This is a genomic window from uncultured Algibacter sp. (assembly GCF_947487605.1).
Lineage (GTDB): Bacteria > Bacteroidota > Bacteroidia > Flavobacteriales > Flavobacteriaceae > Algibacter_D.
Genome location: NZ_CANKXK010000004.1, coordinates 141289 through 155615, shown reverse-complemented (window position 1 = coordinate 155615; position 14327 = coordinate 141289). Strand labels below are relative to the sequence as shown.

Genomic DNA, 14327 nt, shown 5'->3' with positions numbered 1-14327 from the left:
AAGGTTTAGTAATGTTTTATATTAATCAACATTGTCGTGTAAAAACGAATTGTTACTTCTTAATTGAATATCATCATTATCATCCAACCCAATACTTGTTCTGGATATATCTGTTTCTGAAGAATGTTTTACTTCATCTAAATTCACACCTTGTCTTTTATAGGCTGGAACTTTTTCAATATCATCAATTTTCGCATTGTTAAACTTATAATTAAAATCTTTCATTTTACGTCTACGCTCTTCTGCTCTTTCTTTTAGCATTTGCGATATTGGCGTATTCATAGGGTCGATTTCATCACAAGGGATCTCTTTTTGAACTGCTTCCTCTACAATTTTCTTTTCGAATACAATTTCTTCCTCTATCTCCTCTTCAACAACTTCTGCCTTCTTAACTTTTTTAGTATTCATAGCAGATTCTAATTCAATATAATCGTCGAGTGCATAACGCACTTCTCCTTCTTCATTAGCTTCTGTAACTGTAATAAGTTCAATATAATCTTTTACTGGAATTTTTTTAATATCCTTATTTACTACAGGCTCTTGAACAACCTCTTCCTTTTCATTTGTTGAAGACAATGGCAAATCGAAGGTTAATGTAATTTGTTGTTCTTCCTCTAATACTTCATCTTCTTTCTCTGAAATTACCGTAACAGGTTTTATAACGAAGTCTTCTTCTTCTTGAATACCAGAATATACTTCTTCGTATATTACATCTATATCTTTTAAGATCTCTGAAGTTGGAATTAGATTAATATCTGTGTCATTAGAAATAGTGAATTTTTTTGGCTCCTTAACTGGCTTCTTTTCTACCTCAATAGCCTCTTCTTCTATTTCCAGAGTATGACGAACAATTGGTGTTTCTTTTTTCTCTTCAAATTCAATGATTGGCGTAATAATAACAGGATCTCGATCATTAGCCCCCAAATCTTGTTCTTCTTCAAGAGAATGAACAACTTTTTTAGTTTCTGTATTAGAAATTTCATCTTGTTGCTCTACATTAAAGCCTGTTGCTATAATAGTTACTGCAATTGATTCTTCTAAGGATTCGTCTTCACCTACACCCATAATTATATTAGCTCCATGTCCTGCTTCATTTTGGATATGATCATTTATTTCTCCTATTTCATCAATAGTGATTTCTTGAGAACCAGAAACTATAAGCAATAACACATTCTTTGCACCAGTAATTTTATTATCGTTAAGCAATGGCGAATCGAGTGCTTTTCTAATCGCATCTTGAGCACGATTTTGACCAGATGCCAACGATGACCCCATTATAGCTGTTCCACTATTACTCAATACCGTTTTAGCATCACGTAAATCGATATTTTGTGTGTAATGGTGTGTAATAACCTCAGCTATACCACGAGCAGCAGTTGATAGCACTTCGTCTGCTTTAGAGAAACCGGCTTTAAAACCAAGATTCCCATAAACTTCACGAAGCTTATTGTTATTTATTACTATTAACGAATCAACGACATTTCTTAATTTTTCAATTCCTTTTTGCGATTGTTCTAAACGCATTTTACCTTCAAACTGAAAAGGCATGGTAACAATACCTACTGTTAAAATATCTAAATCTTTAGCCATTTTAGCAATAATAGGTGCCGCACCTGTACCTGTACCACCACCCATGCCAGCAGTAATAAATACCATTTTAGTATTGGTGTCTAGCATTTGAGAAATATCATCAAAGCTTTCTACGGCAGATTGCTCTCCAATTTCTGGGTTGGCCCCTGCACCAAGTCCTTCTGTTAAGTTAAGACCTAATTGAATTTTGTTAGGTACACCACTACTTTGTAGGGCTTGTGCATCTGTATTACAAATGTAGAAGTCTACTCCTTTAATGCCTTGTTGGAACATGTGATTGATGGCATTGCTACCACCACCTCCAACACCAATAACCTTAATGACATTTGATTGATTCTTGGGTAAATCAAATGCGATGCTTTCGAATTCTTTTTTACTGCTCATAAATTCTTTTTTACTGGTATTAATACTTAATTTTTACTTTTAATTCTATGGATTAATGATTCTATCTATTCGGCGTTATCTAAAAAATCTTTAACGCGCTCTGTTAACTTATCTAAAAATGAACGTCTTTCTTTTACTGGTGCTTCGTTAACTTCCTCTTCTATATCTTCTTGATCTTCTATTGTGTTCTCTTCAATTTTTTTCCTATCTAATCGCTTAAGACCATCTAGTACAAGACCTACTGCTGTGGCGTACAACGGACTCGTTACATCTTCGTCGCTATCTCCTGCCAAATGCTCGTTAGGATATCCTATTCTGGTATCCATTCCTGTAATGTATTCAACTAATTGCTTTAAATGCTTTAATTGACTGCCACCACCTGTAAGCACAATTCCTGCGATAAGCTTTTTCTTTTGTTCTTCGTGCCCGTAATTTTTTATTTCTACGTAAACTTGCTCAACTATTTCAACAACACGTGCATGAATTATTTTAGACAGATTCTTAAGTGTGATTTCTTTAGGCTCTCTTCCTCGAAGTCCTGGAATAGAAACAATCTCGTTATCTTTATTTTCTCCTGGCCATGCCGAACCAAACTTAATTTTTAATAATTCTGCCTGCTTTTCAATAATGGAACAGCCTTCTTTTATATCTTCGGTAATAACATTGCCTCCAAATGGTATTACCGCGGTATGACGAATTATTCCGTCTCTAAAAATTGCTAAATCGGTAGTTCCGCCTCCTATATCAATCAATGCTACACCGGCCTCTTTTTCTTCCTGACTTAATACTGCATTAGCTGATGCCAATGGCTCCAATGTGATTCCTTCTAAGTCTAAGCCTGCACTTTGTATACATCTTCCAATATTTCTAATTGATGATACCTGTCCAACAACAACATGGAAATTAGCCTCTAACCTCCCGCCATACATACCAATAGGTTCTTTTATTTCTGCTTGCCCATCAACTTTATATTCTTGTGGTAAAACATGAATTATCTCTTCTCCTGGAAGCATTACTAGTTTATGCACTTGGTTGATAAGTCTATCTATATCTTCTTCATCTATAACCGTTTCAGAATTTGGTCTGGTTATATAATCGCTATGTTGTAAGCTTCTAATATGTTGTCCAGCAATACCAACTGTAACACCTTCTATTTTCATATCGGCAGATACCTCTGCTTCTTGAATAGCTTGTTGTATCGATTGAATTGTTTGCGTTATATTGTTAACTACTCCTCTATGAACACCTAGGCTTTTAGATTTACCTATACCCAAAATCTCAACTTTGCCGTATTCATTTTTACGACCTATCATTGCCACAATTTTTGTGGTTCCTATATCTAACCCTACTGCTAAATTATGTTCCATTGTTTATATTTTGGTACATACGACTTGATTATCAAATTGTAAATTAACTATACTATAACTATTAAGTGTTTTTTCTTTAAGGTTCTTTTTATAAAACACTTTAAGGTTATTAATTTTCTTATCTAAATACTCTAGACGTCCTAACTGAACAATAAAATTACAACGCCGTAGTTTCAAGTAAATAGTATTATTTATATTTTGATGAATCTCAATAACATGTTTCCTTAAAAACTCATCATTTTTTATTTTATTTACTATTTTATATAAATTTTTCAAATTATTTTTTTCTACATAACCTGTAACTAGTGGCACTCTAGCCGAATAATTATTTGACAATGGCATAAATGAACCTTCGTCATCAATATAATAAGACGCATTTGTACTTACTCTTGCTAAAGGTGTTTTTTGCTCTATTTCGGCATTAAGCCCTCCATTTACAGATATATACACTTCCGCCGATTTAATCATCGGATTAGAATTTAGGGCTTCTTCTAATTGATTCAAATCTAAAGTTTCTTTAAGCACATTTTTAACACCGTCTTGATTTTGTATTAACAATTTACTAACAGTCTCATTAGTTATAAAAAGATTGTTCTCTCCCACAAATTTTATGTTCGGGTTTGATACTTCTCGGGCTGCATTTTTTACTGTTGCAAAAGCAAAAAGAAAGACCACTATACCAAGTAGCACGAACATTTTTATAAAATTCCAATTAACTCGCAATGCTAAACTCTTTTTTAATATGTTTTACTTCTTCTCCAATATCGCCAGCTCCAATAGTTAAAATAACTTGAGCACTACTTGCGTGTATTTCGGCTAGTAAATCTTGCTTACTTACTAAACGTTTCTTATCATTCTTAACCTTTTCTAATAACCAAGATGAAGTAACACCTTCTATTGGCAATTCTCTCGCTGGATATATATCTAAAAGTAAAAGCTCGTCGAACTGAGACAAACTAATAGCAAATTCGTCCACAAAATCTCGAGTTCTACTATATAAATGTGGTTGAAAAATTGCCAATACTTTTTTATTAGGATACATTTCTCTAACCGCTTGATGAACAGCTTTTATCTCCTCTGGATGATGTGCATAATCATCAATAAATACTAAGTTTTCCGTTTTTATATGATAGGTAAACCGCCTTTTAACTCCTCTGTATGATGCTAAAGCTTTGGCGAGCTGCCAGTGAGGGCAACCATATTCTACAGCCATCGCCAAGGCTATTAATGCATTCGACAAATTATGTCTACCAAGTAGGTTAAAGTGTAAATTTTCTAGAACAGTTTTTGGTGTTTTTACATTAAAAACATAGGTTCCATTTTCAATTTTTATATTATGAATACTGTAATCTGAATCATCTTCTATTCCATAAGTTATTCCTTCTAATGGCAACCCGTTTTTAATAAATAGTTTACCATTTGGTTTTAAACATTTCGAAAATGCTACAAAAGATTCTTTAAGAGTTTCTGCTTCTCCATAAACATCTAAGTGATCGGCATCCATTGATGTTATACAAGCCATATTTGGCGATAAGGTTAAAAATGAACGATCAAACTCATCTGCTTCAACAACTGATACTTTAGTTCCTTTTAAAATTAAATTAGAATCATAGTTTTCACTTATTCCTCCTAAAAAGGCTGTTAATTCAACATTACATTCATACATTAAATGCCCTAGAATACTCGTTGTGGTGGTTTTTCCATGAGTTCCAGCAATCGCCAAACAGAAAGTACTTTCAGTAATCAATCCTAAAACACTAGAACGCTTCAAAACATTAAATCCATTGTTTCTAAAGTATGTCAACTCTTTATGTGCTTTTGGTACTGCTGGTGTATAAACAACTAAAGTGTTTTCTGGTTTTAAAAACTCTATAGGAATATTTTCAATCGCATCTTCAAAATGAATCTTTATACCTAAAGAAATCAAAGTATTGGTTATTTGTGTTTGGGTCTTATCATAACCAACAACATGCTTTTTATTTGCCTTAAAATATCTTGCTAAAGCACTCATGCCTATACCACCAATACCAATAAAATATATGTTATGTATATCTTTTAAGTTCATTTGTTTTTTATAAGAAGTTTTTCTACTTCATCTACAATTTCTTTAGTTGCATTTTCCAATGCTAATTTTTTTATATTTCCGCCTAATTCTTTTTGCTTTTCTGGCGATGCTATTAATTGTGAAAACTTATTTTCAAAATCTACATCTAAATCTGCTTCTTTTATTAATATGGCTCCTTCGTTTTTAACAATTGCCATCGCATTTTTTGTTTGATGATCTTCTGCTACATTTGGAGATGGAATAAAAATAACTGGCTTACCAACAATACATAACTCTGACACCGAGCTAGCTCCAGCTCTTGAAATGACTACATCTGCTGCTGCATAAGCAAAATCCATATTATTTAAAAACTCATAAACTTGAACATTATTCGTATTGTTATAAATTTTGTATTGCTGATAATATAGTTTCCCACACTGCCATATAATTTGAATATTCTGCGTATCAAAAAAATCTAATTCTTTTTCTATTAATTCGTTAATCCTTCTAGCTCCTAGGCTGCCACCTAAAATCAAAAGGGTATACTTACCGTGCTTTAAATTAAAAAAATTCTTAGCTTCAACTGTTTTAGCTTCAATATCTAATAAATCTTGTCGTACTGGATTGCCCGTTTTTATTATTTTATCCTCTGGAAAAAAACGCTCTAAACCATCATAGGCCACACATATTTTTTTAGCTTTTTTAGCCAATAACTTATTCGTTATACCAGGATATGAGTTTTGCTCTTGGATTAAACTAGGAATACCAGTCATTGTTGCCATTTGCAACAATGCTCCACTTGCAAAACCACCTGTACCAATAGCCACATTAGGCTTAAACTTTTTTATAATTTTGTAGGCTACAAATAAGCTACTTATTAATTTAAATGGAAACATCAAGTTTTTTAAAGTTAACTTGCGTTGAATACCAGAAATCCACAGCCCTTTTATTTTATATCCTGCTTGAGGCACTTTTTCCATTTCCATTCTATCCTTCGCTCCAACAAATAAAAATTCAGATTCTGGGTTACGCTTTTTTAACTCGTTAGCAATAGCAATAGCAGGATAAATATGTCCTCCTGTACCTCCTCCGGAAAGAATAATTTTGTATGCTTCTTTTTTTACCACTAATTCGTGAATGTTTATTTAAAAAATTCTAACCTACATTCTAACACTTCGACAAGCTCAGTGTGACATAGAGTTCTTTTTTTCTTTATTCTTGGTTCTATCTTTGTTTATCTATTTTTTTCAAATCGCTTCAGATAAAATTTCTAAGGGATTATCTTCCTTATCTAATTGTTCTTTTATTTTTTCTCTATTTGCACTTACACTTAATATAATACCAATAGCCAAACAAGTCATCCAAATGGAAGTCCCACCACTACTAATTAAGGGTAAGGTTTGTCCTGTAACTGGGAATAACTCAACCGCCACTGCCATATTTATTAAAGCCTGAAAAACTATTGGCAACCCGACTCCCAAGACTAATAGTTTCCCAAATATGGAATCAGATTTTTGGGCTACTATTACAATTCTAAACAAAAACCACATATAGAGAATCATAATTAAAAACCCACCTACTAACCCATATTCTTCTATAATTATTGCGAAAATGAAATCTGAAGAAGACTGTGGTAAAAAGTTTTTTTGAATACTCTTACCTGGACCAACACCTTTTATCCCTCCAGAAGCAATAGCAATTTTTGCTTTTTCTATTTGATAATCGGCTTCGGTATCTTCACCATTCGAATAATTCTTAATTCGGTTTTCCCAAGTAGTTACTTTTACATTTAGTGGTCCAGAAGTTAATTTAGCCGCCATTACAAATAACACTAATGCAATGACCCCTAACCCAAAAATGATACCTAAATAACGAATTGGGTAACCGCCTAAAAAAACAAGTATAATTACCATCAAAAAAATAATAGCTGCAGTAGAAAAATTGGATGGCAGTATAAGAGCCAACACTAAAAACACAGGTATCCATAAGGGCAAGACTGAACCTTTGAAGGTAACTTCTTTGTCTTTAATTTTAGACATGTACCTTGCCACATAAACCATTAAAACAACAGATGCAAACGTTGATGTTTGAAAAGACACGCCTACTAAAGGTATTTGAATCCAACGGCTTGCACTCGCACCTTCAACAACAGTTCCTTGTAACATGGTAATTCCTAAAAGAACTAAAACAATTGGAATCATGATTAAAGATAGACCTCTAAAATATCGGTATGGTATTTTATGAACCCCATACATAATGGCGAAGCCTAAAAACAGATGCATAAAATGCTTAACAAAAAAGGTGAAAGTATTTCCATTACCCCCTTTATAGGCTAAATTACTCGCGGCACTATATACTGGCAAGAAAGACAGAATAGCCAAAAGCGCTACTATTGCCCAAATTAATCTATCTCCTTTTATGTTATTAAATAATTGTTGCACCTTGATTATTCAATGTTATTACTACCTATAAATTTCTAACTGCGTTTTTAAATTGACGCCCCCTATCTTCATAATTTTCAAACAAATCAAAACTTGCACAAGCAGGAGACAATAGTACATTATCACCCATTTCTGCTACTTTATAGGCTATTTTAACAGCTTCACTCATAAACTGGGTTTCAATAATAATATCCACCATGCCCTCAAATGTTTTTAAAAGCTTTTCATTATCTACACCCAAGCAAATAATTGCTTTTACTTTTTCATTTACAAATTGAAATAGCTCGTTGTAATCGTTACCTTTATCTTGCCCTCCAACAATCCAAACGGTTGGCGCATCCATACTTTCTAAGGCATAGTAGGTCGCATTTACATTGGTTGCTTTAGAGTCGTTGATATACTGAACTTTGTTAATTTTTAATACCTCTTCCAAGCGATGTTCAACACCTTGAAAGTTTTCTAGACTTTCTCTAATGGTTTGTTTTCTTATTTTTAATAAGTGAGCAACAGTTGAGGCTGCCATTGCATTTTTAATATTGTGTTTTCCCTCGAGCGCTAAGTTTGTTGTTGGCATAATTATTTGATCGTTATCTATCGTTATTTTAATACTTTCTTTATCTAAATAGGCACCATTTTCAATTGTTTTTGTTAATGAAAATGGCAACAATGTTGATTGAACTGGATTGTTTTTTAAATGATTTATTATTACTTCATCATCTGCATCATAAATGAGATAATCTTCTTTTGTTTGATTAATCGCTATTCTAAACTTTGAAGCGATATAGTTTTCAAACTTGTAATCATATCTATCTAAATGATCTGGCGTTATATTTGTAATAATGGCTATATGTGGTTTAAAATCAATAATATCATCTAATTGAAAACTGCTAATTTCAAGCACATAATTACTGTAATTAGACTCTAACACTTGCTTTGCGAAACTGTCTCCAATATTACCTGCTAACCCTACATTTAATTCATTCTTTAAAATATGATGTGTTAATGACGCTGTTGTTGTTTTGCCATTACTCCCAGTAATTCCCACTATAGTTGCTTCTGTATATTTAGAAGCAAATTCTATTTCGGAAATCACGGGAGTATGGGCCACTATTAATCTCTGAACTATTTCCGCCTTTGGAGGAATACCAGGACTTTTCATTATAACATCAGCATTCAGAATTTTTTCTTCAGAATGCTTATTATCTTCCCATTCAATCTCATTATGTATAAGAACTTCTTTATATTTTTCTTTTATTACCCCTTTATCGGAAACAAATACTTCATATCCTTTTGCTTTTCCCAAAAGAGCGGTTCCAATACCACTTTCTCCGCCTCCTAATATGACTAATCTTTCTTTTTTCATTCTTTATGAAATGCTTCGACTGCTCTTAGCATGACAAGTATTATCTAATCTTCAAGGTTACAATCGATATAATGGCCAATAGAATACCTATTATCCAAAACCTTGTAACTATTTTACTTTCATGATAGCCTGATTTTTGATAATGATGATGCAGTGGAGACATCTTAAAAATGCGTCTTCCTTCTCCATATTTTTTCTTGGTATACTTAAACCAACTCACCTGCATAATGACAGATGCATTTTCCGCTACAAATATGCCACACAATACAGGAATTAACCATTCTTTACGTACCGCAATGGCTATTACCGCTATAATCCCACCAATTGTTAAGCTTCCTGTATCTCCCATAAACACTTGAGCTGGATAGGTGTTATACCATAAAAACCCTATAAGCGCACCAACAAAAGCTGCAACATAAATAGTAATTTCTTCCACGCGTGGGATGTACATAATATCAAGATAATCTGAGAAAATAATATTACTTGAAACCCATGCAAAAATGCCCAATGTAAGTACAATTATCGCCGATGTTCCTGCGGCTAAACCATCGATTCCATCGGTAAGATTTGCTCCATTTGAAACTGCTGTGATAATAATAATAGTAATTAAGATGAAAATGATCCATGCATATTTTTCTAAGTCTGGACTAATCCATGTAATTAAATCAGCATAATCAAACTCATTCCCTTTTACAAATGGAATGGTTGTTTTTGTTGATTTCGCTTCTTCCTTAAAAAGTTTTGAGGGTGCAATATTAGCGTCCTGAGCAATCAACTCTTGTTGTTGCTCTATTGGTAATTTTTCCTTAATGGTAACGTCGTCATGAAAATACAACGTTGCTCCAATTATAAGACCTAGTCCAACCTGACCTAAAACTTTGAATCGTCCTTTTAAGCCTTCTTTGTCATTTTTAAACTTTTTAATATAATCATCTAAGAACCCTATAATTCCCATCCAAATTGTAGTAACAATCAACAGAATGATATATATATTATCTAATCTGGCTAATAATAAGACTGGCACAAGGGTAGCTAGAATTATTATAATTCCACCCATTGTTGGCGTTCCTGCCTTTTCTGCTTGACCAGCCAAACCTAAATCTCTTATTGTTTCACCCATTTGCTTTTCTTGAAGAAAACGAATAATACGTTTACCAAAAATGGTAGAAATGAGCAACGATAAAATAATTGCTGCCGCAGCCCTAAAGGTTATAAACCCAAATAGCGAGGCCCCTGGAAATTGAAATTCTTTTTCTAAATATTCAAATAAGTAATACAGCATATTGCTCGTTTATTGAGATTCTTCGACTAAGCTCAGAATGACATTTATTTTTGTAACTGTTTTAAAAATTCTTGTACTATTTTAAAATCATCAAAATCAAAGCGTTCTCCTTTAATTTCTTGATAGGTTTCATGTCCTTTTCCAGCTATTAAAATGATGTCGTTTGGCTTTGCCATTTGACACGCCGTTTTTATAGCCTGTTTTCTATCTGTTATAGAAAGAACTTTTTTAAAATTTTGAGGCTCTACTCCTTGTTCAATCTCCTCAATAATTGTTTCTGGTACTTCGCTTCGGGGATTATCGCTAGTAAAAATGACCTTTGTACTTAAAGCAGAAGCTATATGCCCCATTTTAGGTCGTTTTGTTTTATCTCTATCACCACCACATCCAACTACAGTGAATAGTTCTTCGTTTTTAGTGCGAATACTATTAATCGTTTCTAATACGTTTTTTAAAGCATCAGGTGTATGCGCGTAGTCTACAATAGCTGTTATTTTTTCATCTGAAATTAAATATTGAAAACGCCCAGTTACACTTTGTAATTCACTTATCAAGCGTAATATTTCTACTTTTTCAAGCCCTAATAACTCTGCTGTAGCATAAATTGCCAAAACATTATAAGCATTAAAATTCCCAATAAGGCGCGACCAAACTTCACTATCATTCAATTTAAGTAGCAGTCCGCCAAATTGATTTTCTAAGATTTGCACTTTATAATCTGCATAGCTTTTTAAAGCATATGTCACTTTCCGAGCCGCTGTATTTTGCAGCATAACTAAACCATTTTTATCATCAACATTAACTAGTGCAAATGCTTTAGAAGAAAGCTGATCGAAAAATTGTTTTTTTACATCCCTGTATTCTGCAAAGGTCTCATGATAATCTAGATGATCGTGCGTAAGGTTTGTAAATATGCCACCTTCAAAATGCAATCCTTCTGTTCTATTTTGATGGATTCCATGCGAACTAACCTCCATAAAGCAGAACTCCACTCCAGCTTCATTCATTTCCTTTAAATATTTATTAATAGTTAAAGAATCTGGTGTTGTATGTGTTGCTTTATAAGCTTTTTCATCAACTAATATTTTAACTGTTGATAATAAGCCAACCTTAAAACCTGCTTTTTTAAACAATTGATATAGCAGGCTTGCGACTGTTGTTTTTCCGTTGGTTCCAGTTACACCAACAAGCTTCAAGTTTTCCGATGGGACATCGTAAAAATTTGATGCCATAACAGCTAATGCTCTACCCGAATTATCAACTTCTACATAAGTAATGCCTTCATGTAAATTAGGCGGTAGTGCTTCACAAATTATAGCCAAAGCTCCTTGCTCAATAGCCTTATCAATATATTTATGCCCATCAACAACATGACCCTTTATAGCAACAAATACATTTCCTGTGGCAACGTTTCTTGAATCAAATTCAATTGCATTTACATCTATACTAGTACTACCAACTACAGCATTTAAGGTAACCTTATACAATATGTCTTTTAATGCTATCATGAAGCGTTTAAAACAATGACTTGATTATTATTTAATTTCACTTTCTCGTTTACAGACTGTTTTTTTACAACCCCACTCCCAAGAAGCTCAACCTTAACTTTTACTTGCATATTTTCTAATAATGCAATAGCGTCCATAGCAGGTAAACCAACTACATTTGGCATGATTGTTTTATAATTCTGTGCTAGTTTATAATAGCCTTCGAACTCAGCGTCAATTTTTGTGTTTTTCACTTCCAAAGTTTCCACTTCATCAATAATTGGCGTGTCCGTAAATATTTTTTGTGCAATTCTTTTAAATACAGGCCCTGATACATCGGCGCCATAATAACCTACACTTTTATCTGGCTCATGAATAACTACAATACAGGAGTATTTGGGGTTATCTGCTGGAAAATATCCAGCAAAAGACGAAATATAATTGAGCTTATCTTTATCTCTATAATCTTTCTGACAAGTACCTGTTTTACCTGCCATAGAAAAATTTTTGGAATACAACCTATGTCCTGTACCGTGTTTCTTCTCAACTACACTCTTTAGCAGCTTTTGAAGCTTTCCAATAGTTTCTTTAGAACAAACCTGCTTATTAATAACCTCTTTTTCGAATGGCACAATGACCTTATCGAACTCTTTAACTTCTTTTAAAAACTGTGGCTTAACCATTTCACCATCATTCGCAATAGCATTATAAAATGTTAGTGTTTGCAATGGCGTAAAAGAAACACCATAACCATAAGCCATCCATTGCAAAGCAATACCACTCCAGCGACCGTTTTTAATTCTTGGATCTGGAACTATCGACTTCGCTTCGCCTATTATTGGAATACCTAAAGAGTCATCATGCTTGATGCTCATTGCGTTAAGGCGATCGACAAATTTGCTAGGTATTTTGCTATAGGCTTGGTCTATAGCTTTAACAACTCCCGTATTTGAAGACACTTCAAAAGCTTTGGAAACTGTTATTTTCCCATAGCCACCATGTTTTGAATCTCGCACTTTTTTACCGTAGAAAGACAAAATACCTTTTTCTGTATCAACAACATCGCTTGTATCGACTAATTTATCTTCAAAAGCCGCAGCCAATGCCATTAATTTGAATGTAGATCCTGGCTCATGACTTTCTCCAACAGCATAATTTAAACGCTCGTAATAAACCCCTTTAGAACTTCTACCTAAATTAGAAATCGCTTTTACTTCACCTGTTTTAGTTTCCATTACAATCACACAACCATGATCTGCTTTATATTTATCTAATTGTTGTAAAAGTGAATGATGTGCTATATCTTGTATATTAACATCGATAGTCGTGTATACATCGTAACCATCTTTCGGCTCTACTTGATTATAATCGGTAAGCGGTTTCCATTTGTTTTTTCCTATTTTTTGCTTCCAACGCTTTCCGTCTGTGCCTCGTAAATATTTCACACCAAACGCACCATCAATTCCTGGTCGTGTTACATTTCCTTTTTCATCAATGCGCTCATACCCAATTGTTCTTCTTGCAATACTTCCCATTGGGAACTCACGCTTGGTATTTTGTTCTACTATTAACCCTCCAGGGATAGCACCTTTGTTTAATAGCGGGAAACTTCTCAAGCGCACATAATCTGAATAACCAATATTCTTAGCCAGCAAATAGTATTGGTTTTTGTTAGCACGCGCCCTTCTAATAGCTTGTTGGTAGTAACTTGAAGATTTTCCTGAATAATTTGAAAGTGAATCTGCTAACCCTCTAATATTTTCTTCAAATAATTTTGATGATGATATTACAGCATCAATGGCAATATTGTACTTTGGAATTGAGGTTGCCAATAAACTACCATCATCTGCATATACATTCCCTCTATTAGCAGGAATTGTAACATTCTTTATAGAACGCTTTTCAACAAGACTTTTATATTTATCGCCTTGTAAATACTGGATGCTTACTAGTTTAAAAACCACAGCAATTCCGAAGACGAACATACATCCTGCTATAAAATACAATCGGTTTAATATGCTTTTCTCGTTTACTGCCAAGTTTAGCTTTAATTTTGAGATTTAACTTTAATTTTTTTTGGCGGAATTACAGAAGGTGCCAACCCTTTCTCTTTCATTTTTGCAATAACAGCCGACTCCATTTTAAGCCGCATAAGCCTAGAACGTCCATCTAGAAAATTAGACCGTAACTCTTTTACTTCATTATTTAATCTAGCAATTTCATAAACCTTTTTATCGGCACTATGCGAACTTGCAATCATAACTATTGCGAGTCCAGAAATAAAAATGATGAATCTCCAATTCTTAAAAGAGTCATCACTAACTAGAAATGTTCCTTTTAATATTTTCTGAATTCTTTTTTTCACTTAA

The 14327-nt window shown here is 33.5% G+C and carries 11 protein-coding genes; all 11 read right to left on the bottom strand.

Annotated elements, in window-relative coordinates:
• Positions 1–21 precede the first annotated feature (21 nt).
• Complete coding sequence (gene ftsZ / locus Q0739_RS06175; protein WP_298237835.1) at positions 22–1974, bottom strand: cell division protein FtsZ; 1953 nt, start codon at positions 1972–1974, stop codon at positions 22–24.
• A gap of 65 nt (positions 1975–2039) precedes the next feature.
• The gene (gene ftsA / locus Q0739_RS06170) at positions 2040–3341 is read right to left on the bottom strand and encodes a cell division protein FtsA (RefSeq protein WP_298237834.1); all 1302 of its coding nucleotides are present in this window, start codon (positions 3339–3341) and stop codon (positions 2040–2042) included.
• Between the two features lie 3 nt (positions 3342–3344).
• Positions 3345–4037: a hypothetical protein gene (locus tag Q0739_RS06165; protein WP_366140773.1), complete on the bottom strand. Its 693-nt coding sequence runs from the start codon at positions 4035–4037 to the stop codon at positions 3345–3347.
• 16 nt (positions 4038–4053) lie between these two features.
• A complete protein-coding gene (gene murC, locus Q0739_RS06160; RefSeq protein WP_298237832.1) occupies positions 4054–5406 on the bottom strand; it encodes a UDP-N-acetylmuramate--L-alanine ligase in 1353 nt (450 codons plus the stop codon).
• The gene (gene murG / locus Q0739_RS06155) at positions 5403–6512 is read right to left on the bottom strand and encodes an undecaprenyldiphospho-muramoylpentapeptide beta-N-acetylglucosaminyltransferase (protein ID WP_298237831.1); all 1110 of its coding nucleotides are present in this window, start codon (positions 6510–6512) and stop codon (positions 5403–5405) included. The genes murC and murG overlap by 4 nt, the downstream gene beginning before the upstream one ends.
• Positions 6513–6632: 120 nt before the next feature.
• Positions 6633–7826, bottom strand: coding sequence for an FtsW/RodA/SpoVE family cell cycle protein (locus tag Q0739_RS06150; RefSeq protein WP_298237830.1), 1194 nt, complete (start codon positions 7824–7826; stop codon positions 6633–6635).
• A gap of 25 nt (positions 7827–7851) precedes the next feature.
• Positions 7852–9189, bottom strand: a complete 1338-nt coding sequence (murD, locus tag Q0739_RS06145; protein ID WP_298237829.1) for a UDP-N-acetylmuramoyl-L-alanine--D-glutamate ligase — start codon at positions 9187–9189, stop codon at positions 7852–7854.
• A 40-nt stretch (positions 9190–9229) separates the two neighbouring features.
• Positions 9230–10471 carry a phospho-N-acetylmuramoyl-pentapeptide-transferase gene (mraY, locus tag Q0739_RS06140; RefSeq protein WP_298237828.1) on the bottom strand — a complete coding sequence of 414 codons (1242 nt, stop codon included), beginning with the start codon at positions 10469–10471 and terminating at the stop codon, positions 9230–9232.
• Positions 10472–10515: 44 nt separating this feature from the next.
• A complete protein-coding gene (locus tag Q0739_RS06135) occupies positions 10516–11979 on the bottom strand; it encodes a UDP-N-acetylmuramoyl-L-alanyl-D-glutamate--2,6-diaminopimelate ligase (protein WP_298237827.1) in 1464 nt (487 codons plus the stop codon).
• Positions 11976–13943 (bottom strand): penicillin-binding protein, encoded by a 1968-nt coding sequence (locus tag Q0739_RS06130; protein WP_298237975.1) that lies wholly within the window; start codon positions 13941–13943, stop codon positions 11976–11978. Before Q0739_RS06130 ends, Q0739_RS06135 begins: the two co-directional genes overlap by 4 nt.
• 62 nt (positions 13944–14005) lie before the next feature.
• Positions 14006–14323, bottom strand: a complete 318-nt coding sequence (locus Q0739_RS06125; RefSeq protein WP_298237826.1) for an FtsL-like putative cell division protein — start codon at positions 14321–14323, stop codon at positions 14006–14008.
• Positions 14324–14327: the final 4 nt, after the last annotated feature.

Coding starts and splice junctions, on each gene's coding strand:
- ftsZ (WP_298237835.1), bottom strand. CDS start 1,974: ATGAGCAGTAAAAAAGAATTCGAAAGCATCGCATTTGATTTACCCAAG.
- ftsA (WP_298237834.1), bottom strand. CDS start 3,341: ATGGAACATAATTTAGCAGTAGGGTTAGATATAGGAACCACAAAAATT.
- Q0739_RS06165 (WP_366140773.1), bottom strand. CDS start 4,037: ATGTTCGTGCTACTTGGTATAGTGGTCTTTCTTTTTGCTTTTGCAACA.
- murC (WP_298237832.1), bottom strand. CDS start 5,406: ATGAACTTAAAAGATATACATAACATATATTTTATTGGTATTGGTGGT.
- murD (WP_298237829.1), bottom strand. CDS start 9,189: ATGAAAAAAGAAAGATTAGTCATATTAGGAGGCGGAGAAAGTGGTATT.
- mraY (WP_298237828.1), bottom strand. CDS start 10,471: ATGCTGTATTACTTATTTGAATATTTAGAAAAAGAATTTCAATTTCCA.
- Q0739_RS06135 (WP_298237827.1), bottom strand. CDS start 11,979: ATGATAGCATTAAAAGACATATTGTATAAGGTTACCTTAAATGCTGTA.
- Q0739_RS06130 (WP_298237975.1), bottom strand. CDS start 13,943: ATGTTCGTCTTCGGAATTGCTGTGGTTTTTAAACTAGTAAGCATCCAG.